Origin of the sequence: Lentibacillus sp., assembly GCF_035301925.1 — a bacterium.
Classification (GTDB): Bacteria; Bacillota; Bacilli; order Bacillales; family Amphibacillaceae; genus Lentibacillus.
On the sequence record NZ_DATGTI010000004.1, the window covers coordinates 12,637 to 35,086 of the forward strand.

Genomic DNA, 22,450 nt, shown 5'->3' on the forward strand with positions numbered 1-22,450 from the left:
CTCCTATTGTTTCGTGATGGGTGCGAATTTGGCCAGCAGCCGTTTAATGCCTGTCGGTGCAGGAAAGGCAATGTCCAGCTCCATCGACTCACCTTCTCCCTGGACTTTGACGACCGTACCAACGCCCCATTTTTTATGCTCTGCCTTATCACCTGGGCTCCATGTCTGTGACTCTGCACCCGTTGTCTGCTGCATTCTTCCGGCACGGCGTTTTGGCTGCGATGATCTATCGGCCGTTTTTTCAATCGAGCCATACATCGTCGCACGCGCTTGTTCGATTCCATCAACCAGTTCTTCCGGAATTTCATTAATAAAGCGGCTGATCGGATTCATATTGGTCCGGCCGTAAAGGGTACGCATTTTAGCATGGGTCAGGTAAAGTTCCTGCTCAGCCCTGGTAATCCCTACATAGGCCAGTCGTCGTTCTTCCTCCATCTCTTCATCATCAAACATGGACCGGCTGTGCGGAAAAACATTCTCCTCCATACCGACCAAAAAAATGACTGGAAATTCAAGCCCTTTTGCAGCATGCAGGGTCATAAGCGTCACTTTTGGCTCACTATCCGCTTCCTCTTCATCAACCCGGTCAATATCAGCGATGAGCGCCAAATCAGTCAGAAAAGCAATTAATGTTTTATCCTCGGCATCTTTCTCAAAATCCTTGGTGACAGTCTTGAACTCCTCAAGGTTTTCCAGACGGCTTTGTGATTCAAGTGACCGTTCATTTTTCAGCATTTCTTCATAGCCTGTCCGTTCGAGGATGGCTTCAACCATATCGGTTGCGGTCAAAAATTCCTGCTGTTGTGAGAGAGTTTGGATCAGATTGCCGAATCCCGCTAATGCATTCGCTGCCTTTTTCGTGACACCGATGAAATCGACTTCTTGAACAGCCTGGTAAAACGAGATCCCATTTTCAGTTGCATATGCACGCAGTTTGTCCACTGATGTCTTGCCGATGCCGCGTTTCGGTACATTCACGATCCGTTCGAAGCTGATATCGTCATCAGGATTGGTGATCAGGCGCAAATAAGCAGTCAAGTCCTTAATTTCTTTCCGGTCATAGAATTTTGTGCCGCCTATCATCTGATAAGCAATATCCGATTTCACCAATGTATCCTCAATCGCCCGGGACTGGGCATTTGTCCGGTACAGGATGGCAATATCGTTTGGTGAATAGCCTTCCTCACCTGTCAGTTCCTGAATTTTATCGGTCACAAATAACGCTTCTTCTTGCTCGGTTGCTCCCTGGAAATAATGTATTTTTTTCCCTTCATCATTTTCCGTCCAAAGGTTCTTTGGTTTGCGGCCGGAATTGTTTTGAATGACATTGTTGGCTGCATCCAAAATCGATTTGGTTGAACGATAATTTTGCTCAAGGTAAATCACCCGTGCCGACGGATAATCTTCTTCAAATGACAGGATATTCGCAATATCCGCACCCCGCCAGCGATAAATTGACTGGTCCGAATCTCCCACAACACACAGGTTCTGATATCGGTTTGCCAGCTGCTTCACCAGATAGTATTGGGCATGGTTGGTATCCTGATACTCATCCACATGAATATACTGGAACCGTTGCTGGTAATATTCAAGTACTTCAGGAACACGTTTGAATAAATGAACCGTCTGCATAATCAGGTCGTCAAAATCGAGTGCCTGGTTCTTCTGCAATGTTTTCTGATAGCGTTCATACACCTGCGAAACCTGGCGTTGGAAAAAGTTCCCAACGTTTTTGCTGAATTGTTCTGGTGTGATCAATTCATTTTTCGCACCGCTGATTTGTCCGAGCATCGCCCGCGGATCAAACTTTTTCGGATCGATATTCAAATCTTTCAGAATCTGTTTGATGACGGATAACTGATCACCGCTGTCCAGTATCGTAAAATTTTGGTTATAGCCGATCCGATCAATGTCACGGCGCAAAATACGCACACACATCGAATGGAAGGTGGAAACCCAAATCTGTCCACTCCCCGCTCCAACCAGTTTGTTGACACGCTCTTTCATTTCCCGTGCAGCCTTGTTTGTGAATGTAATGGCCAGCATATTTCTTGGTGGTACACCCTTTTCGCCAAGCAAATAAGCAATCCGGTGTGTCAGGACACGTGTTTTGCCGCTTCCTGCCCCAGCCATGATCAGTAATGGCCCCTCCGTATGCTTGACTGCCTCTTGCTGTTCTTTATTTAATCCGTTCAGTAATTCGTGCATTGTCTGACTCACCATGACACACCACCTTTAAATGTTAACGTTTCTTAATCCATATCTTTAACTGCTTTGACTGTTTTCAAGGCTTTGTTGATATTCGAATAAATGAGATTACCGACAACGATTGTATCGGCTTGCGCCTTCATTTCGCGAGCCTGGAAATTATTTTCAATTCCCCCACCGTAAATCAGCTTTGTATCATGAAGCTGCTCTTTGACGTCTTTAACAAGTTCAGGATTGCCATACGTGCCGCTGTACTCCATGTAAAAAACCGGCAATTTAAAAATATGCTCCGCCATATAGGCATATGCCACGACATCATCATCATCCGGCATGTCACATTTTGTTTCCTTAAACGCTTTGGCCTCCTCATTTAAAATACAATAGCCTTCCATAAAGATCTCATCCCAGTTCATTGAATCCCGATATTCCTTGATTGCCTCATGCTGAAGATCCATCATCCATTTTTTCTCCGTACTGTTCATCACCATCGGGATAAAATAATAATCAAAACCGGGTGTAATCGACGCCATATTGGATATCTCCAAAATACATGGGACAGTATGCTGGCGGATGCGTGAGAGCAGATCAAGCACCCCATCAAGCGTCACATCATCCGTCCCGCCGACAATCACAGCATCGGTCCCTGATTCACAAATCGCATCAAGATTCTCGTCTGAAATTTCCTTCGCAGGGTCCAGTTTAAATAAATGGTTCCAATTTGTTAATATATCACGCACTGTAAAGTCCCCCATATAAAAAATTGATTTCAATCAATCTGGTTTATCACTAAACGATTTTACAGGAAACGCAATTCACCTTCTTAAAGTATACCAAAAATTGCGCTATGAATTTAGGATTAAACAGTATTAAATTGAGGAATTTTATAAAGCTGAAAAATTCAGGGTATAAACTTTGTGATGTCGGCTGCCCGTCAGCAAAAAAGCTATCCCCAAATTGGAGATAGCGGCTCTGTTTACTGATGATCATCGAACAAGCGATCCAGAACGATTTTATAGCCATCACTGCCGTAGTTCAGGCAGCGGCGCACACGTGAAATGGTTGCGGTTGATGCACTTGTTTTCTCTTCTATAACGTTGTATGTATACCCATCCGTCAGCATTTTGGCAACCTGCAGCCGCTGAGAGATCGCATGGATCTCGGACATCGTTGCAATATCATCAAAAAATTTATAGCACTCCTCCCGATCCTTTAACGAAAGAATTGCATCAAACAGTTGATCCAGCTGTTCCCCGCGCAGTTTATCAATCTGCATGATGACATCACCTGCCTTTTAATCGTTTGAAACCGTGACCGATTGCGTTAACCCCGGGGTTGACGGCACAATGTTTATCCAGGTTTTGCCCGGGACAAATTTCACCGGCTTGCCATCCTTGACCGGAATGATTCTGCCATCACGGTTTTCCCACTGGACGTGGCGGATTTTACCTTTTTGTATCAGATAGGCATCACCGCCCGATGTCAGGTCAATTTTACGCCGGCCTGCATCATCAATGACCTGGTGTGGCGTTTCCACAATAAAAATATTGTCGGCTGTTATCGATTGCCCCGAATTCAGCTCGGTGGATTTTTCCCCGTCACTGTATCGGGTATATGTACCGTTATTTTCATCATACACGTATTCGACCACATACCTCAGGCTGCTTCCGGAATAATCAATTTCAACATTTGCTGCGGGATCACCGGAGACGTTATCTGCCTCTTCTTCTGTTGTAAATGGCAGTGGCTCGTATTCCTGCCTAACATCATATCCCTTTTCTTCTGCCACATCATATACTGCCCCAAACTGCAGATAGGAATTGTGTGGTGCATTCCTGAAAGATTCGCGTTTGAACAGACGTCCATTATTATCATAAACGGCACCGTCTAAATGTTCAGTTCCAAGGTTGCGGATCATGTCATTCACGAAATCGGCTGCCCCATGATAGATATAAAGGGAATCATAGCCATTTGCCAATTCAAAGTAATACTCCCTTGCACTCCGGACCGGACCGGCAACATCAGGCAGTTCACTCTGATAGATGGCCAATAGCCGTGTGATTTGTCCCTCCGCTAAAATTTCAAAAACGATATCCGCCTTGCTGAGACCTGATTGTGGCCGGGCCTTACGGTGATTATTGACCATCACACTGACAATCCGATTATCGACGTGCTGATCGGTATGAATACCTGTCAGCGGGAAAGTGTTCTTATGATTCGATGATTCAGGTGCTTTTTCCTTTTCTTCGATTGAATTATCTTTTGACCCGTTGTCTTGTGCATTTTTCTCCTGGTCATCTGAACATGCCGCCAGAATCAGCAGTATGAAGAAAGACAAGAAAACAATCAACTTTTTCAAAAACCCACCCCTTTAAAAAACGCAAGCCTTTCTGTTTTTTTCCTCTGACCGATTTTGGAAGCCTGAAAATAGAAATCGGCAATTCAGCCGATTTCCAGATACTTTAATGTCATTATACGTTATCGCATCGTCGCTGGAAAGAGCACTTCGCGTTTTTTCACATCGACAACCCCTTTTTGTGTAATTCTGATGTAAGGCAGATGGGTTGCTGATAAAAACAGAATGGCGTACACCGGGTCACCAAATGGATAGCCAAAATCCGTCAGCAATGTCCTTAAGTCGCTTTCCTTTTCCATCAATTCACGCATCGTCCCGGCAAACATGCTTCCGCCCAATTTCAGGGGCAGTTCAAATAAAATGTCTCCCTCATGTGCGAGCACGATGCCACCGCCCAGTTCTTTCAGGCGCTTCCAGGCAAGCAGCATATCCTGTTTGCTTTTACCAATGAAAACAAGGTCACCGGTCGTCGAAAATGAGCTTGCCACTGCGCCCAAACGGTTCGTGAAGCCTTTGATCGCTGTATTGACACGCCAATTGCCATTCCGGTCAATCAGCATGAGAAATGCATCATCAGTATTATCCGGAATCACATTAAGCGTCACATCCGTCTTAATCGCATACGGCTGTATAATCACATCATTGACCATGTTCAGCCCGATCGGAACAGAAAATTGCATGTCTTCCAATGTTAGGTCCCAATCGAATGTAATCGGCTCAATATCATATTGTTGCCAGTCGATCGCTGTCGGAAAGTTTTGCACCTGATGATTTTTGGTCATCCATGCTCCTTTTGCCAAAACACTCACCGGATGCGGATTATCTTTTTCCTGTAGTATATTTATATTCGCTATCCGGCCCGGTGCAATGCATCCGATATCCGCAATCAGTCCGTAATGGTTGGCGGTGTTATGGGAAGCCATCCGGTAAGCATCCGCCAGTGGTACGCCTTTTTCAATCGCAATCTCAACACATACGTTCATAATGCCATTTTTGTAGAAGGGAGGTGTTGCCCCATCTGTGTTCATAGTGACATGGTCAAATGTGCACACACCTTCTGCCAGCATTTCTTCCAGTAAAAGCGGAAGATCAGGGCGGATTGATGAATAACGCAGTCCAACCTGATAGCCAAGCTGCAGACGTTTAATCGCTTCTTTTCCGGTCATGGCTTCATGATCCGCGGCCACACCCAGCAGTTTCATCTTCGTTAACGTTTTTTCGGATGCACCGGGCAAATGGCCTTCCACCGGTTTTCCAAGCCGGTTCGATTCCTGAATCCAATAGAGCAGACGGTCATCACCGTCAAGCAGGCGCGGCCATGCTGTCAGCTCGCCGCCCTGAATGACAGATGGATGTTCAAGCCACGACAATACTTTATTCGTGCTGAAATATTCCGCTGGATGCTGCAGTGCCGTCTGTGAATCAAACCTTGCCCACCAGTACATCGACACCGGCAATCGTTCAAATTCTTCCAACAACGTAAACGCTTTCTTTCTCTCCAATAAAAAATTCCACATTAAATTATCATTAATGAATGCTGTCGTTCCAAACTCGGCGCCATACATGGCAAGTTGCTCGGGATTATATAGCTGAAATGGATGTGCATGCGGCTCGATATACCCCGGTACCAGATATTTACCGTCGCAATCGACTATTTCGGTTGATTGACTGTTTTCCGGCAGTTTATCCCCAACATAGACAATTCGATCATTAAAAATCCATATATTTGCACGCAGCCATTGTTTTGTATACGTGTTTAAATAAGTGCCGTTTTTTAATACAATTGTCGGTGCTTCTTCACCATCAATGACGGCTACATGCTCCCTTAATTCACGGTTTCTCCAATAGATGCTTTCTGGCATAACATCAACGCTCCAATATATGTTTTATCTATCGTAACATATATATCGCTTTCATACGCTATAGTTTTAAATGATGAAATCGACTTTTTTGTGACAAACGACAGACAAATGCACAAGCACCCTATTACATTAAAAAACGGGAGGAAATTCGATCCCTCCCTGACAAGTCACTCGTTCAGCATTGTATCTACTATCTGCTCAGCCAATGCCTTCGCGGATGATACACCACCAATTACCGGTGTATCACCAGGCAAGTAATGTGTATTCCCTTCTTTAACAAAACTTAAATTTTCCCAGACTGCGTTACCTTCCAGCTGGTTTTCAAAAATATTATCATCCTCTTGAACAACAGCAAAGAACTGCAGATTGTCTTCCTGGAAATTTTGCAATGTTTCCAAGCCAACTTCAGTGAATCCGTACTGCTCAACTTCATCTGTATGATAGGCATTCTCAAAGCCAAGCTTTTCCATGACCGCTGCCGGGTATGAATTATCGGAATAAAGCCGCAGTACCGGCGAATTTTGAGAAGAAAAAGCCATCGTTGCGATATATTTCGTACCTTCCAGACCTGCGTCAGCTAAGCGCTGTCGTTGTTCGTCGTAAAAATCATTTAAATCATCTATAGCCTGCTCAGCTTCCTGTTCCTTATCTGTGATTTTAGCGATTGTTTCAAATTCATTCATCAGCTCTTCATACAAGTCGGCTGATCCCGCTTCACTGTAAGGCGCAAACGTTACAACAGGTGCAATGTCCTCCAATCTGTCTAATATCTGCTCATGTCTGAACTGTGCCGCTATAATCAAATCAGGATCCATTCGTGATATGGCCTCCAGATTTGGCTCTTGACGTGTTCCGACGTCCTCAACACGATCAGCCAAATCTTCCTCAATATTCATCCAGTTGTTGAATCCATCGATATTCGGTATACCAGCAGGCTGAATACCCAGTGAAAGCAACTGCTCCGCGTTATACCACTCAAGGGCAACAATATCTTCTGGAATTCCTTCAATTGTCTTTTCACCCGTAGCATCTTCAATGGTAACAGTACGCTCAGCAGTACTTTCATCACGACCTGTATCCGTTTCATCACCATTTGATCCACATGCCGCTAACATTGTCAGCACCAAAACACTAAGTATCAGCAACCATCTCTGCATATCAGCCACTCCTCACCATGTCCAGTTATCGGTTTTAAAAGTACCCATTAGCTATTTTAAGCCGATCGTTCAATCGTTTATGTATGATGTCAAATCACAGTTCCAATCAATTGATAATGATTATCATTATTGACAGCAATTAAACTTTATCGTGTATTTGAATGAATGTCAATCTTTTCATCCATGCTTAAATCGTGTATGATTGAATGAGAATGAGAATGAGAATCAGTTAATGATGCTGAGGAGTGAAGAGACGTGACCAACGATGACCTGTTTGATGTGACCATTATAGGCGGTGGGCCTGCCGGGCTTTTTTCAGCCTTTTACAGCGGACTAAGAGAAATGAAAACAAAAATAATCGAATATCAGCCTCATTTAGGCGGTAAAGTTCATGTCTACCCGGAAAAAATGATTTGGGATGTTGGCGGATTGCCACCACTCACCGGTGCAAAGTTTATTGATCAGATGGTTGAACAAGGCTTAACGTTTCAGCCTGAAGTGGTGCTGAATGAAAGAATCGAATCAATCACCCGTAACAAACAGGGTATTTATGAACTGCATGCCAGTTCGGGACAAATTCATTACGCAAAAACTGTCATTGTGGCAGTTGGCAGCGGCATACTAAATCCAAAAAAATTAGATATAGAAGGTGCCGAACAATTTGAAGAATCAAATCTGCATTACTCCGTCAAGTCTTTACAACGTTTCAAAGATAAGACGGTGATGATCTCAGGTGGTGGCAGTTCAGCAACAGATTGGGCAAACGAACTGGAGTCTGTCGCCGAACGTGTTTTTATTACTTGCAGAAAAAATAATTTTGACTGTCATGAATCACAGGCAACCCAACTGAAAAACAGCTCTGTCGTCTGTTTCTTCCATACTTCAATTACCGATCTGATAGCCGGCGATGACGGTGAAACGATTAAGGAAGTTGAACTGAGCAATCATGAAACCGGTGCCGTCAATTATTTGCCTGTTGATGATGTGATTGTCAATCATGGCTATGAACGCGATACATCACTGCTGGAAAATAGTGAACTGGACATCGCCATCGCCGATAATTATTTCATTTCAGGCAATGCCAATAGTGAATCGTCACTGGAGGGATTATATGCTGCCGGTGACATTCTGATGCATGAAGGTAAATTAAACTTGATAGCAGGCGCCTTCCAGGACGCTGCCAATGCCGTCAATCAAGCAAAGCAGTTTAACCAGCCCGGTGCTGAAAAAGCTGCAATGGTCTCCTCACATAACGATGTATTTACAAAACGTAATGAAGCATTGAAAAAACAAATGATAAAGTGAAACTTCATTCCGTGGCGTGTATTTCTCCACGGAATGTTAGTTGAACAGATTCGGGCATTTAGGGACAGTTAACCGCCGTCTTTTGGCGGATTACTGTCCATTAGATGCGGGGAAAAGTGAAACGTCATTCAGCATGGTGTTTTTACCTGCTGAAGAAGAGGAACAAAGACTAAAACCTCGGGTGTCGTGTTGCAACGCCTTTGTGGTCTGCTTCGTGCGACTCGAACAGAATCCGACATTCCTTGACATATAAGGGGGAGCTTGTAACCTTTAAGGTGGGACAAAATAGCCACGTCCAATAGTGATACTCATTGATATCTAGCAATATCTTTCCGATAAAAAAATTCCTTCGAGTCTATATTTTGAGCCAGCCAATTATATGCGCATTCAGTGGCTTCTGAGAGATTGGCTCCCTTTGCCCCCGCCAGAAGCACCCTTCCCCCATCGGAAACAATTCCGTGTTTCGTTTTCCGCGTTCCGGCATGAACAACAAACGAGCTCCCCTCCATGTGCATTTCAGGCAGTTTAACACCATTTTGATAGCTGCCGGGGTACCCTTTCGAGGCAAGCACTACGCCTGTACAACTTTGATCCTTCCATTGCAAGCAGGGGTCTTTTCCATCGAGAACATCGAGGAAGACTTGCAGCAAATCATTCTCCAAAAGCGGCAGAACAACCTGGGTTTCCGGATCCCCGAAACGAGCGTTAAACTCGATCACTTTCGGTCCATCGTTTGTCATGATCATGCCAGCGTATAAAATGCCTGTAAACGGCCGACCTGATTCGGCCATTCCATCGGCGGCTTTTTGCAACACGTGTTCAGTTACAAATGACAATGTTTCCGGGGAGACATCCCTGGCTGGCGCATATGCTCCCATCCCGCCGGTGTTCGGTCCACAGTCCTCGTCATAGGCGCGTTTATGATCACGAGCCGGTATCATTGGAAAAACATTCGTTCCATGAACAAACGCCATCAGGGAAAATTCCTCCCCATTGAGACATTCTTCAATGACAACAGACCTGCCAGCTTCGGAAAAAGCATTTTTTACAAGCATGTTATCGACGGCACTTATCGCCTCTTGGACTGTCTGTGCAACAATCACACCTTTGCCGGCAGCAAGCCCATCAGCTTTGACGACAATCGGAGCACCCTGTTTCTTTATATAACATTTGGCTTTATCGGCGTCTGTAAAACTGGCATATGCGGCTGTTGGCATACTATTCTCTTCCATAAAAGCTTTCGCATAACGCTTACTCCCCTCAATTAAAGCCGCATTTTTTTCCGGTGCAAAAATGGTCATTCCTGCTTCGTGAAATCGATCAGCAATGCCGGCAAGGAGCGGATTTTCCGGACCGACAATCGTCAAGTCAATTTTCTTTTTCCCGGCAAAGTCTATCAATCCATCAATATCCAGCTCATCAATACCTACACACTTTGCAATATCGCTGATCCCGCCATTTCCCGGAGCAGCATAAATATTGTCAACCTTTACACTTTCAGCCAGTTTCATAACCATGCTGTGCTCACGACCGCCGCGTCCGATGACAAATACATTCATAGGATAGCCCCTCCCAAGCTAGTGTTTGAAATGCCTGGTGCCTGTATAGACCATCGCAATGCCATAACGGTTGCACATGTCGATCGAATCCTGGTCACGTTTGGATCCGCCAGGCTGAATAATCGCTGTAATCCCTGCTTTTGCTGCTTCCTCAACGGTATCAGGCATCGGGAAAAACGCATCAGATGCAAGTACTGTCCCTTTTGTTTTTTCGCCCGCCTGTTCTATCGCGATTTTGGCCGCACCGACGCGGTTCATCTGTCCTGCACCGATACCAAGGGTCTGTCTGCCGTTTGCCAGCACAATGGCATTGGATTTAACATGTTTGACCGCTTTCCAGGCAAACCATAAATCATCCAGCTCTCCCTCCGTAGGCTTTTTCTCAGTCGGATAGGTAAGGTCGTCACGGCTAATTTCCTTATTGTCGTTGTCCTGTACAAGCACACCGCCATTAACGCTCGTTAATTTGTGGGAGTTGATTTTTGCTTCATCCATTCTCAATTCAAGCAACCGGATATGTTTCTTTTTTGTCAAAGTGGCAAAAGCTTCGTCAGTGAATGCCGGGGCGATGATGATTTCCAGAAAAATACCGCTCAATTGTTCAGCTGTATCCGCATCAATTGTCCGGTTACAGGCAACAATGCCACCAAAAATCGAAACCGAATCGGCGTCACAGGCTTTCGAAAATGCTGTGTTCAAATCCCCGGCCATCCCGATACCACATGGATTCATATGCTTTACAGCCACGGCTGCCGGTTTGTCATATTCCGCGATGATGCTGAGCGCCGCGTTCGCATCCTGAATATTGTTGTAGGATAGTTCTTTGCCATGCAGCTGTTTGGCGGATGCAAGACTCATTGGTGACTCAAATGGTGTTTTATAAAATGCCGCTTCCTGATGCGGATTTTCACCGTATCTTAATGACTGAACCTTTTCATATGTAATGGTATAGTTTTCAGGGAATACGTCATCAGTAAAATAGCCAGCAATCAGCGTATCGTATTGTGCTGTGTGGCGGAAAACTTTTGCAGCTAATTTTTTCCTTATGGTCATATCAAGCACATCGTTTTGGATGGCTTGTAAGATTTCATTATAATCATCCGGATCAACAATCGGTGTCACATCACGGAAACTTTTTGCAGCAGCCCTTAGAATTGTCGATCCACCGATATCAATATTTTCGATGATGTCAGCTTCGGTAACATTCAGTTGATCAAGCGTTTGTTTAAACGGATATAGATTCACGACAACGATATCAATCGGATTAATGCCTTTTTCTTCAAGCTGCTGTTTGTGCATATCGTTATCCCGTTTGGCCAGCAATCCTGCGTGGATCGCCGGATGAAGTGTTTTGACACGTCCCTCCAGCATTTCGGGAAACCCTGTTATGTCTTCCACAGCCGCAGCCTCGATACCAGCTTCCTGAATTGTGCGCAATGTACCCCCGGTTGAAATAATGTCATATCCCTGTTCTTTCAGCCCTTTGGCAAAGTCAGTAATACCGGTTTTGTCGGAAACACTTATCAATGCCTGCTTTTTCATGAAAAAACTCCTTGTTTTAGTGTTTTATAATGGTTATGTATCACGTGTGCGTTGGCGTGAATGTTGCACGAACTTCTCCTGATCTCGCACGTTTTGATCGAATCCCCGCACGGCTTGATCCGCTCCTCGCACGTTTGCGTTTTGACACTCGAGTTGGAATGCTTGCTATAAACGATTCACGCTTATCAGCGATTCTCCTTAACCAGCTCCTGAATCACTCGTGGATAAAATTTGTGCTCAATCTGCTGAATCCGTTCCGTCAGCTGTTGCTTCGTATCATCCGGATAAACCGGGACTTCCTGCTGTGCGATGATAGGACCTGTATCGATTCCGTCATCAATATAATGCACAGTGACTCCGGTTGTATCCGCCCCCGCTTCATAAGCCTGTCCGATGGCATCTAAACCGGGGAATTCAGGCAATAATGAAGGATGAATATTAATGATCCTGGCCGGAAATTCTGCCATAAGTGTCGGGCCAAGGATACGCATATAGCCGGCCAAAAAGATCCACGTCACACCCATTTCGCGCAATTTTTTCAGCTGGGCACCTTCGTAATCAACCTTTGAATCATATTCTTTCGGATTAAAAACAAACGTCTGCACCCCAAATTGTCCTGCTTTATCAACGACGGCAGCACCCGGTTTATCGCAAACAAGCAGCACGATATCACATAACAGATCGTCCGTCTCCATGATAGCCTGAAAATTACTGCCGGTTCCGGATGCGAAAACAGCTGCCCGTACTTTTGTCATAACGTTATATGCACTCCTTCGCATGAAACAACTTGGCCGATCACTGATGCTGTTTCACCTTGTTCTGCGAGCTTTTTTAACACGGTCTCTGCATCATCTTGTGCAACAACAAGCGCCATCCCGATCCCCATGTTAAAAATACCAAACATTTCCTTATCAGTAATATCCTCGAGTTGCTGCAAAAATGGAAATATTGCGGGGCACTTCCAGCTTGATAAATTAATTTCCACACCAAGTCCGGCCGGCATCATCCGGGGCAAATTTTCGAAAAAACCGCCACCGGTAATATGGGACATGCCTTTCACAGTTACGTCATGCATCACTGCGCCAGCCGATTTGGCATAAATTTTGGTTGGGGTTAACAGAACGTCACCAAGCCTCCCATCCAGGCCGTCATAAGTTTTTCCCAGATCCAAATCCTGTACCAGCTTACGAACCAGTGAATACCCGTTGGAATGAATACCATTTGAAGCCAGGCCAATCACAGCGTCGTCAGCTGAAATGGCCTCCCCGGTTATTAACTGGGATTTTTCTGCTATCCCGACGGTGAAACCAGCTAAATCATAATCCGGATCATCATACATGCCGGGCATTTCAGCAGTTTCCCCGCCGATCAGTGCCACCCCGGCATCTTCACATCCATCAGCGATGCCTGCTACAATTTGCTCAATTATCCCCGGATCATTTTTACCGCATACAATATAATCGAGAAAGAACAGCGGTTGTGCACCTTGGGCGACAATATCGTTGACACACATAGCCACCAGGTCAATCCCGACCGTATCGTGCTTCTCCAGTTCAATTGCCAGTTTCAGCTTTGTACCGACACCATCTGTCCCCGAAACCAGAACAGGCTCCTGATAATTTAATGATGTCAATTCAAACAGACCGCCAAATCCACCGAAACGCCCGAGCACTTCTTTGCGTCCTGTTCTGACAATATGTTTTTTCATGCGCTCAACCGCATCATAGCCTTTTTCAACATCCACTCCGGCCGATTTATAGATATTTCCCATCATATTCTCAACCTCTTTTCCCCGATGAACTGCCAGTAAATGGTCGGGTTTTGTTCAACTTCTGAAGACAACTCCATGCTCACTGTTTTTCTTCACTGGATAATTTCCAGTCATGCAAGCCATGCAAATCCCTTGATGGATCGTTTTATCTTTGACGATGGCTTTTTCCAGCCCGGCTTCTGATAAATATGCCACACTGTCCGCTCCGATCATCTCACTTATCTTATCAATCGTATAATTGGCAGCAATCAATTCATCCCGTGTTGACATATCAATCCCGTAGTAGCATGGGTGCTGAATCGATGGTGAGGCGATTCTGACATGGACTTCTGCCGCACCTGCCTGCTTCAGCATGTGGACAATCCACTTGCTGGTTGTTCCGCGGATGATGGAATCGTCAATCATAGCAATCCGTTTTCCTTCAACAATCCCACGGACCGGAGCAAGTTTTAATTTTACACCCTGTTCACGCAGTTCCTGTGAAGGCTTGATGAACGTTCTTCCGACATAACGGTTTTTGATGATGCCCATTTCATATGGTAGACCGCTCGCTTCCGCGTAACCAATGGCTGATGAAATGCTGGAATCCGGAACACCGATGACCATATCCGCGTCTGCCGGCGATTCCTCGGCCAGCTCTTTCCCCATCAGTTTGCGTGATGCATGAACATTCATCTCATTGACATCACTGTCCGGTCGTGATAAATACACGTATTCCATCGCACACATTTTCCGCTGGCCTCTCATGGCAAAACGGGTTGATGCTATCCCCTCATCACTGATTGTTACCAGTTCGCCCGGCAAAACTTCACGTTCAAACGCTGCACCGATCTGATCAAAAGCACACGTTTCAGACGCCACCACATACGCATCACCGAGCTTGCCGATCGACAACGGCCTGATTCCAATCGGATCAAGTGCTGCATACATTTTTTCTTCAGTCAAAATGACAAACGCATATGCGCCGGTAATTTGATTGATCGCGTCAGTTATGGACGTTTCATTAAGCCCCATTCCTCTGCGTTTAATCAAATGTGCCAGTACTTCTGTATCGGAAGGTGTCTGTAAAATACTGCCTTGACCTTCAAGCTCACTGCGTAGTGTTTCAGCATTCATGATGTTGCCGTTATGTGCCAGTGCCATACCCTCATTCTGTGACCGGAACACTAATGGCTGAACATTTTCCTCCGCGCTGCCGCCCTGAGTGGCATAACGGACATGGCCGATCGCTGCGTCACCTGAAAGCTTACTGAAATCGGCTTGTTTAAAAACATCGTTGACAAGACCAAGACCTTTATGAGCCTTCAGTTCCCCGTCACTGACCACGACACCTGCGCCTTCCTGGCCGCGGTGCTGCATCGAATGAAGACCGTAATACGTCAGTTCCGCTGACTTTTCGTGACCCCAAATTCCAAACACACCGCATTCTTCATTGATGCCTTTCATTTCAGCAAGCACGGAATGGCTCCCTCCCATAAATTATGCAATATTTGGACATCTTCATCGATTAAAGTCTCATCGTTCGCTCTTATAAGGAATTTACCATGGTCGGTGACGGTGCCAATCTGACAGGCTTCAGTGACTGCCGCTTCAAACTGCCGTTGCTGGTGCGGTTTCACCGTGACAAGAAATCGTGACTGGGTCTCGCTGAACAGCGCGGTCGTCGGATTGCCAAAGATATCAGCTTCCAAGCCAAGTCCTTTGTCATTGAAGACACTTTCGGCAAGGGCAACACCCAGGCCGCCTTCAGCCAAATCATGAGCTGACTGGACAAGATCTTGCCGGATGGCCGTGAACAGCTGTTTCTGGCGTTCGGCCTCCACCTGTAAATCAATGAAAGGTGCTTTCCCCTGATATGTTCCCTCAACAACATTTTGCAGCTCACTGCCGCCAAATTCGGCCTTTGTTTCCCCAATTACATAAATCAGGTCTCCCGGTGCCTGGAAAAAGTTCGGCGTCAAATGCTCGAGCGATTCAATCAGTCCGACCATACCAACGACCAGGGTTGGAAAAATCGATTTGCCGTTTGATTGGTTATATAACGAGACATTCCCGCTGACAACCGGCGTTTCCAGTATACGAGCGGCTTCACTCATGCCTTCCACACTCTGTTGCATCTGCCAAAAAACTTCCGGATTGGTCGGATTTCCAAAGTTCAGTCCATCCGTCAGTCCGAGCGGCCGTGCACCTGAGCAGACAATGTTCCGTGCTGCCTCAGCTACAGCAATCTTGCCACCGGTTTCCGGATCGATATAGATGTATCGTGAATTACAATCTGTTGTGATCGCCAGCGCTTTATCCATTCCTTTAATCCGAATAACGGCTGAATCAGACCCTGGTGGTACGATGGAATTCGTCTGCACCATTGAATCATACTGATCATAAACACATTCCTTGCTGGCGATTGTCGGCTGCTGCAGTAGCTGCTTCAGCATTGCGCCATAGTCCGCCACATACGGAATCGTATTTTCCATTTGCTGAAATGCCTTAACGTACGCTGCTTCTTTTGCCGGCATATGGTACACCGGTGCATCCTCTGCCAGTGCGTCAACCGGAAGATGGGCAACGACCTCACCATGCTGTTTTAGCAGGAATGATTTTTCTTCGGTAACTTCTCCGACAGCCACTGCCTGTAAACCATATTTTTCAAACACATCAATGATTTCCTGTTCACGCCCCTGCTTCACGACAAGCAGCATCCGCTCCTGTGATTCAGACAGCATCAGTTCATACGGATTCATATCCGCCTCGCGCTGAGGCACGAAATCCAAGTTCATGACGATTCCTGTACCGGCTTTACTGGCCATCTCACTTGCTGATGACGTCAGCCCGGCCGCTCCCATATCCTGCATTCCAACGAGCGCATCCGAATGAATGACCTCCAGGCAGGCTTCGATCAGCAGCTTTTCCATAAACGGATCACCCACCTGAACAGATGGCCGGTCCTCGCCAGATTCATCACTTAAATCGACAGACGCGAATGTTGCACCATGGATACCGTCACGACCGGTTGGGGCGCCCGCATAAATAACCGTGTTTCCGACACCGGAAGCGATACCTTTTTGGATATCTTCATGATCAATCAGGCCAACACACATCGCATTAACGAGAGGATTTTCCTCGTAACTGTCATCAAACTGCACTTCACCGCCAACTGTTGGAACACCAACACAGTTTCCATAGCCCGCAATCCCGTGAACGACTTCCTGGAACAAGTACTTTGTGCGTCCGGATGTCAGTTTGCCAAATCTTAGTGAATTCATTAAGGCAATCGGACGAGCTCCCATTGAAAATACATCACGAAGTATACCGCCAACACCTGTTGCAGCCCCATGATACGGCTCAACAGCTGATGGATGATTATGGCTTTCCACTTTGAAAACGACCGCCTGACCGTCACCAATATCAATGACGCCTGCACCTTCTCCCGGTCCCTGTAAAACATTTAGGCCATATGAAGGAAACCTTTTCAGGAGCGGTTTTGACGTTTTGTAACTGCAATGCTCCGACCACATGACCGAAAAAATCCCTGCTTCCGTAAAATTTGGACGCCGCTGCAGGATGTCTTTAATCTTTTTAAATTCGTCATCACTTAACCCCATCCCTCGATACAATTTTTCCTGTTCAACTTTTTCCGGATTAATGTCATGCGTTAACAGCATAGGCGTCCCTCCAATTTTCGATCAGTGACTGAAAAAGTCTGATGCCATCGTCACTGCCGAGCAATTTTTCCACTGCGCGTTCCGGGTGCGGCATCATGCCAAGCACATTTCCGTCGCTGTTAATGATGCCGGCGATATCAGCAGCCGATCCGTTCGGGTTATTTTCATACGTAAAGACAATTTGATTATTCTTTTTCAATGCTGACAAAGTTTCATCATCAGCGAAATAATTACCTTCACCATGTGCGATTGGCAAATGGATGACCTTGCCTTGTTCATAGTTTGTTGTGAAGGGTGTCTCATGATTGGCAACGGCCAGTGCTTCATGATGACACATGAATGACAGATGCTTGTTAGGGAGCATTACCCCGGGAAGCAATCCGGCTTCCAGCAGTATTTGAAAGCCATTGCAGACGCCCAATATCGGCTTGCCCGCCTCGGCATGTGCTCTGATTTGCTGCATTACGCCTGATGCTGACGCGATGGCTCCCGAGCGCAGGTAATCACCGTATGAAAACCCGCCGGGAAGCAGGACCGCATCATAGTTTTCGAGATTGCTATGTTCATGCCAGACCAAATCAGCTTCCATCCCGAGAACGTTTTTGACGGCATGGTACATATCACGGTCACAGTTCGAACCTGGAAAGACGATGACAGCAAACTTCATGTGCGCGCAGCCTCCTCCACTTCAAAGTGATAGTCTTCCATAACCGGATTGGCCAATAGTTTATCGCACATGTCGCCAACGCGTTTATCAATCTCCGCGTGATCTTTCACGAACAGCTCAACCAATTTGCCTGTTTGTACGTCTTCCACTTCAGAAAATCCCAGCGCGTTGAGGGATGTCTGAATGGCTTTATTCTGCGGATCGAGTACACCCTGCTTCGGCATAATATGGATGGTCACTTTTTTCATATCCTGGCCTCCAGTCGATTGAATAGTTTTTGATAGACTGCCAGCAAATCGCCGGTCCCCTGCCGGAATACATCTTTATCCAGGTTTTCATTTGTTGTGATATCCCAAAGTCTGCACGTATCCGGAGAAATTTCATCGGACAATACGATACACCCGCTCGCCAGCCGTCCAAATTCCAGTTTGAAATCAACCAGTTTGAGATTTATCGAATCGAAAATTTTAGTCAGCTGCTGATTGATATCCAGTGCTTTTGCTTTTATCTCCTGCAGTTCGGATTCGGTGACATTACTCAGGAACAAGGCATGCTCATCATTAACCAGCGGATCCCCAAGCTCATCATCTTTATAAAACAGTTCAACAAGCGGCGGATTGAATGGTGTATCTGCTTCAATCCCGAGTCGTCGTGTGATGCTGCCTGCAGCCACATTCCGGACGACAACCTCCAAAGGGATGATTTCTGTCTGATGGACAAGCTGTTCAGTTTCCGAAAGTTTTTCAACAAAGTGTGTCTGTATGCCTTGTTCATTCAGTACGTTGAAAATGTAGGCGGAGATTTCATTGTTCAGACGGCCTTTTCCGGTAAAAACAGCCTTTTTCTCCCCATTAAATGCCGTTGCATCATTTTTGTAATCAAGTACGAGCTGCCCTGTTTTATCCTTGGCCTGATAAACCCGTTTTACTTTGCCCTCGTATAACAAATCTGTTTTCATGATGACACCTCAAGTCCGATTCGGTTGAATATCGCATCCACATTTTTCAGGTGGTAAGTGTAATCAAAACAATCGTCAATCTCTGCCTGAGTCAGCTTTGCAGTGACCTGTTCATCAGCTTCGACCAGTGCTTTAAAATGTGTTCCTGTCTCCCATGCCTGCATTGCTTTCGGCTGAATCAAATCATAGGCTTCTTCACGGCTCATACCCTTGTCAACAAGTGCAAGCAGAACGCGCTGGGAAAAAATAACCCCATGTGTTTTATCAATGTTACGTCTCATGTTTTCCGGAAATACGGTCAGTTTGCTGACAATGCCGGAAAAGCGATTCAGCATGTAATTCAGTGCAATCGTTGAATCCGGCAAGATAACCCGTTCTGCCGATGAGTGAGAGATATCCCGTTCATGCCAGAGCGAAACATTTTCGTATGCGGTCACCATATGCCCTCTCAGGACACGCGCAATGCCGGTCATGTTTTCCGTACCAATCGGATTGCGCTTATGCGGCATGGCCGACGAACCTTTTTGTCCCTTTGCAAAAAACTCTTCCACTTCACGTGTCTCTGTTTTCTGAAGGCCGCGGATTTCAGTGGCGAATTTCTCAATCGACGTGGCAATCATTGACAGTACGGAAATATACGCAGCATGACGATCACGCTGCAATGTCTGTGTCGATACCGGCGCAGGCGTCAGGCCGAGTTGCTCACACACATACGCCTCAACGAAAGGATCAATGTTTGCATATGTACCGACTGCGCCTGACAGTTTGCCGAATTCGATATGGTTTGCTGCGAGCTCAAAGCGTTCGAGATGACGTTTCATTTCTTCATACCAGAGTGCCATTTTCAATCCGAATGTCGTCGGCTCGGCATGAACACCATGGGTGCGCCCCATCATGACAGTATGTTTATGTTCGTTTGCTTTATTTTTCAGGACATCGATAAAATGATGCAAATCTTTACGGATAATGTCGTTCGCCTGCTTCAGCAAATAGGATTGTGCGGTGTCGACGACGTCTGTCGAGGTGAGCCCATAATGTACCCACTTACGCTCGTCTCCCAGCGTCTCAGACACCGCTCGGGTAAAGGCGACCACATCGTGCCGTGTTTCCTCTTCAATTTCATGAATCCGTTCAATCTGGAAAGAAGCGTTCTGTCGTATTTTCTTCACATCTTCAGCCGGAATAACGCCCAGTTCACGCCAAGCTTCACATGCGAGAATTTCCACCTCCAACCATGCATTGTATTTGTTTTCCTCGCTCCAGATCGCACCCATTTCTTCCCGGGTATAGCGTTCAATCATTGCTTTACCTCCTCATATGCTGTCAGCTGTTGTTTTGCTTCATCCAATGTATTTGCAATAAAGGTGATATGTCCCATCTTCCGTTTAGGCTTGATCGTTTCTTTCCCGTACAAATGCAGAAAACCGTGCTGCATTTTCGGAAGCTCATTTAAAGCCGTTTCCATATCGTCACCAAGAATATTGACCATAACAGCAGACCTGAGCAGTTCAATTGGCATCAGCGGCAAGCCGCAAATAGCCCTGATATGCTGTTCAAATTGTGACAGGTTACAGGCCTCAATCGTATAATGGCCCGAGTTGTGCGGTCTTGGTGCCATTTCATTCAGGTAAATATCGTCACCTTTGACGAACATTTCGATCGCAAACGTTCCGGCGATGTTCATTTTGTTTGCAAGTATCCGTGCTGCATCAAGCGCTTTTTGCTGTACTGCAGCACTGATGGATGCAGGGACTGTTGTTTTATATAAAATATGATCCTTGTGCTCGTTCTCGGAAATCGGGAAGAAAGTGATCTCACCTGATTGTCCGCGCGTGAACACGACGGATATTTCCTTATCGAAAGGGATCCATTGTTCGATCATGCATACATCATTCTGATCAGTAAATTCACATGCCGTCTTAATGTCATCATTCGTGTTTATCTTTAGCTGACCTTTGCCATCATATCCCCCGCTAACTGTTTTAACAACAGCCGGGAGCTGCATATTTCCCAAAACACGCTCGCACATCTCACTGTCCCTGACAATCTTATTAGCAGGGACCGGGAGCCCCGCTTCATTCATAACCGCTTTTTCCTTCCCGCGGTTCTGGGTGATCTCCAATGCATATGCACCCTGGTGGAGTTTGCCTGTTCGTTCAATATAAGCAGCAGCATCAAGATCAACATTTTCAAATTCATATGTGACAACATCACTGATGTCAGTCAGCTTTTGTATACCGTCCATATCATCATAGGCGGCTGTGATTTGCTCATCGGCAACCTGTGCAGTCGGACAGTTTGGTATCGGATCGAGCACCGCCACCTGATAGCCCATATATTTTGCAGCGATTGCCATCATCCGTCCAAGCTGGCCGCCGCCGATAATGCCGATCATTTTCATGGGAAGTATCACGTTATTGTTCTGCAATTTCATCCCTCATTTCATTCACCGCTTGTGTCATGCTTTCCCGGTAATCTTTCAATCTATCAGCAACTTCATTGTCAAATGCACCAATCATCTGGGCCGCCAAAAGACCAGCATTTTTGGCACCTGACCTTCCAATCGCCACCGTTGCAGTTGGCACGCCACCGGGCATTTGCACGATTGAAAGCAGAGAATCGAGTCCGTTCAGTGCTTTTGACTGGACCGGGACACCAATCACCGGGAGAGTTGTTTGTGAAGCAACCATACCTGGCAAATGTGCCGCACCGCCTGCTCCTGCGATGATTACTTTCAGACCATGTTCACGTGCCATTTTGGCATATGTAAACATATCATCAGGTGTCCGGTGTGCCGATATGACATCTTTTTCATATGAAATCTTTAGTTCGTCCAATACGCTGCATGTATGTTTCATCGTTTCCCAGTCTGAGATACTTCCCATAATAACGCCGACTTGTGCCATCATATCCCTCTTTCCATGATTTATCGTATAATTGATGTCAGCTCCAGACACTCGCTTCCCACAGCACCACGATTTTCTGCTCCTCCGAAAGTTCAATCACAGCCTCATTGACAATAAAAAAGTCTATCCGTCTCCTCCATATCTATGAGAGAAGATGAATAGACTTAGCATGCTCAATACATATTACCGGCAGAAACATGGCACCGGAAAAAGCACAATTGAACAGACGTGTTGCGATTGTGTCCCATCCTCCCTCATAGTCCGGCATTTACGGTGCCGGGTAGAAACTTTCAGGCCATATCCCCGAAAATATATGAGGCAGCGTATTTATTTGATGGTGAAATCATAGCAGATGACTACTGGTATTGTCAATCAAATTCGAACAATTAAATAAAAAAACTCTTTAACGTTCGTATTTCGCTTAATTATTCCCGGCTTTTCGGATCGATCAAGCAGAAAAAGACCTTAGAAATTCATCACCCCATATTTCATTGTTCGAG

At 45.8% G+C, this 22,450-nt stretch carries 19 protein-coding genes and 1 riboswitch; of the genes, 1 reads left to right on the forward strand and 18 read right to left on the reverse strand.

The window, feature by feature from the left end; genetic code table 11:
* Positions 1-3: 3 nt before the first annotated feature.
* The 6 genes from pcrA to VK080_RS00210 form a co-directional block, all read right to left on the reverse strand.
* Complete coding sequence (pcrA, locus tag VK080_RS00185) at positions 4-2,223, reverse strand: DNA helicase PcrA (protein ID WP_414672195.1); 2,220 nt, start codon at positions 2,221-2,223, stop codon at positions 4-6.
* A gap of 29 nt (positions 2,224-2,252) precedes the next feature.
* Positions 2,253-2,936: a heptaprenylglyceryl phosphate synthase gene (locus VK080_RS00190; RefSeq protein ID WP_324222842.1), complete on the reverse strand. Its 684-nt coding sequence runs from the start codon at positions 2,934-2,936 to the stop codon at positions 2,253-2,255.
* Positions 2,937-3,181: 245 nt separating this feature from the next.
* Positions 3,182-3,481, reverse strand: a complete 300-nt coding sequence (locus VK080_RS00195; RefSeq protein ID WP_324222781.1) for a YerC/YecD family TrpR-related protein — start codon at positions 3,479-3,481, stop codon at positions 3,182-3,184.
* 18 nt (positions 3,482-3,499) lie between these two features.
* Positions 3,500-4,564 (reverse strand): DUF3048 domain-containing protein, encoded by a 1,065-nt coding sequence (locus VK080_RS00200; protein WP_324222782.1) that lies wholly within the window; start codon positions 4,562-4,564, stop codon positions 3,500-3,502.
* A gap of 119 nt (positions 4,565-4,683) precedes the next feature.
* Positions 4,684-6,423 carry an adenine deaminase C-terminal domain-containing protein gene (locus VK080_RS00205; RefSeq protein ID WP_324222783.1) on the reverse strand — a complete coding sequence of 580 codons (1,740 nt, stop codon included), beginning with the start codon at positions 6,421-6,423 and terminating at the stop codon, positions 4,684-4,686.
* A 167-nt stretch (positions 6,424-6,590) separates the two neighbouring features.
* Positions 6,591-7,580, reverse strand: a complete 990-nt coding sequence (locus tag VK080_RS00210) for an iron-siderophore ABC transporter substrate-binding protein (protein WP_324222784.1) — start codon at positions 7,578-7,580, stop codon at positions 6,591-6,593.
* Positions 7,581-7,835: 255 nt separating this feature from the next.
* On the opposite strand from VK080_RS00210, the gene VK080_RS00215 reads away from it, so the two are divergent.
* On the forward strand, positions 7,836-8,885 hold the full coding sequence (locus tag VK080_RS00215; protein WP_324222785.1) for an NAD(P)/FAD-dependent oxidoreductase: 1,050 nt from the start codon (positions 7,836-7,838) through the stop codon (positions 8,883-8,885).
* Between the two features lie 308 nt (positions 8,886-9,193).
* On the opposite strand, the gene purD is transcribed toward VK080_RS00215, so the two are convergent.
* The 12 genes from purD to purE all read right to left on the reverse strand — a co-directional run bounded on the left by purD (position 9,194) and on the right by purE (position 21,950).
* Positions 9,194-10,444 carry a phosphoribosylamine--glycine ligase gene (gene purD, locus VK080_RS00220; protein WP_324222786.1) on the reverse strand — a complete coding sequence of 417 codons (1,251 nt, stop codon included), beginning with the start codon at positions 10,442-10,444 and terminating at the stop codon, positions 9,194-9,196.
* 18 nt (positions 10,445-10,462) lie between these two features.
* A complete protein-coding gene (gene purH, locus VK080_RS00225; RefSeq protein WP_324222787.1) occupies positions 10,463-11,986 on the reverse strand; it encodes a bifunctional phosphoribosylaminoimidazolecarboxamide formyltransferase/IMP cyclohydrolase in 1,524 nt (507 codons plus the stop codon).
* 185 nt (positions 11,987-12,171) lie between these two features.
* On the reverse strand, positions 12,172-12,741 hold the full coding sequence (gene purN / locus VK080_RS00230) for a phosphoribosylglycinamide formyltransferase (protein ID WP_324222788.1): 570 nt from the start codon (positions 12,739-12,741) through the stop codon (positions 12,172-12,174).
* Entirely contained in the window at positions 12,738-13,757 is a 1,020-nt protein-coding gene (purM, locus tag VK080_RS00235; RefSeq protein WP_324222843.1) for a phosphoribosylformylglycinamidine cyclo-ligase, read from the reverse strand. The genes purN and purM overlap by 4 nt, the downstream gene beginning before the upstream one ends.
* Positions 13,758-13,811: 54 nt before the next feature.
* Positions 13,812-15,215 carry an amidophosphoribosyltransferase gene (purF, locus tag VK080_RS00240; RefSeq protein ID WP_324222789.1) on the reverse strand — a complete coding sequence of 468 codons (1,404 nt, stop codon included), beginning with the start codon at positions 15,213-15,215 and terminating at the stop codon, positions 13,812-13,814.
* Positions 15,200-17,419, reverse strand: a complete 2,220-nt coding sequence (gene purL / locus VK080_RS00245) for a phosphoribosylformylglycinamidine synthase subunit PurL (protein ID WP_324222790.1) — start codon at positions 17,417-17,419, stop codon at positions 15,200-15,202. Before purL ends, purF begins: the two co-directional genes overlap by 16 nt.
* Positions 17,403-18,086 carry a phosphoribosylformylglycinamidine synthase subunit PurQ gene (gene purQ / locus VK080_RS00250; protein WP_324222791.1) on the reverse strand — a complete coding sequence of 228 codons (684 nt, stop codon included), beginning with the start codon at positions 18,084-18,086 and terminating at the stop codon, positions 17,403-17,405. The genes purL and purQ overlap by 17 nt, the downstream gene beginning before the upstream one ends.
* Positions 18,083-18,334: a phosphoribosylformylglycinamidine synthase subunit PurS gene (gene purS / locus VK080_RS00255; RefSeq protein ID WP_324222792.1), complete on the reverse strand. Its 252-nt coding sequence runs from the start codon at positions 18,332-18,334 to the stop codon at positions 18,083-18,085. The genes purQ and purS overlap by 4 nt, the downstream gene beginning before the upstream one ends.
* Positions 18,331-19,044, reverse strand: coding sequence for a phosphoribosylaminoimidazolesuccinocarboxamide synthase (gene purC / locus VK080_RS00260; protein ID WP_324222793.1), 714 nt, complete (start codon positions 19,042-19,044; stop codon positions 18,331-18,333). Before purC ends, purS begins: the two co-directional genes overlap by 4 nt.
* On the reverse strand, positions 19,041-20,345 hold the full coding sequence (gene purB, locus VK080_RS00265; protein ID WP_324222794.1) for an adenylosuccinate lyase: 1,305 nt from the start codon (positions 20,343-20,345) through the stop codon (positions 19,041-19,043). The genes purC and purB overlap by 4 nt, the downstream gene beginning before the upstream one ends.
* Positions 20,342-21,472, reverse strand: coding sequence for a 5-(carboxyamino)imidazole ribonucleotide synthase (gene purK / locus VK080_RS00270; RefSeq protein WP_324222795.1), 1,131 nt, complete (start codon positions 21,470-21,472; stop codon positions 20,342-20,344). Before purK ends, purB begins: the two co-directional genes overlap by 4 nt.
* Positions 21,459-21,950: a 5-(carboxyamino)imidazole ribonucleotide mutase gene (gene purE, locus VK080_RS00275; RefSeq protein WP_324222844.1), complete on the reverse strand. Its 492-nt coding sequence runs from the start codon at positions 21,948-21,950 to the stop codon at positions 21,459-21,461. The genes purK and purE overlap by 14 nt, the downstream gene beginning before the upstream one ends.
* A 237-nt stretch (positions 21,951-22,187) precedes the next feature.
* Positions 22,188-22,287, reverse strand: a riboswitch (purine riboswitch).
* Between the last annotated feature and the right edge of the window lie 163 nt (positions 22,288-22,450).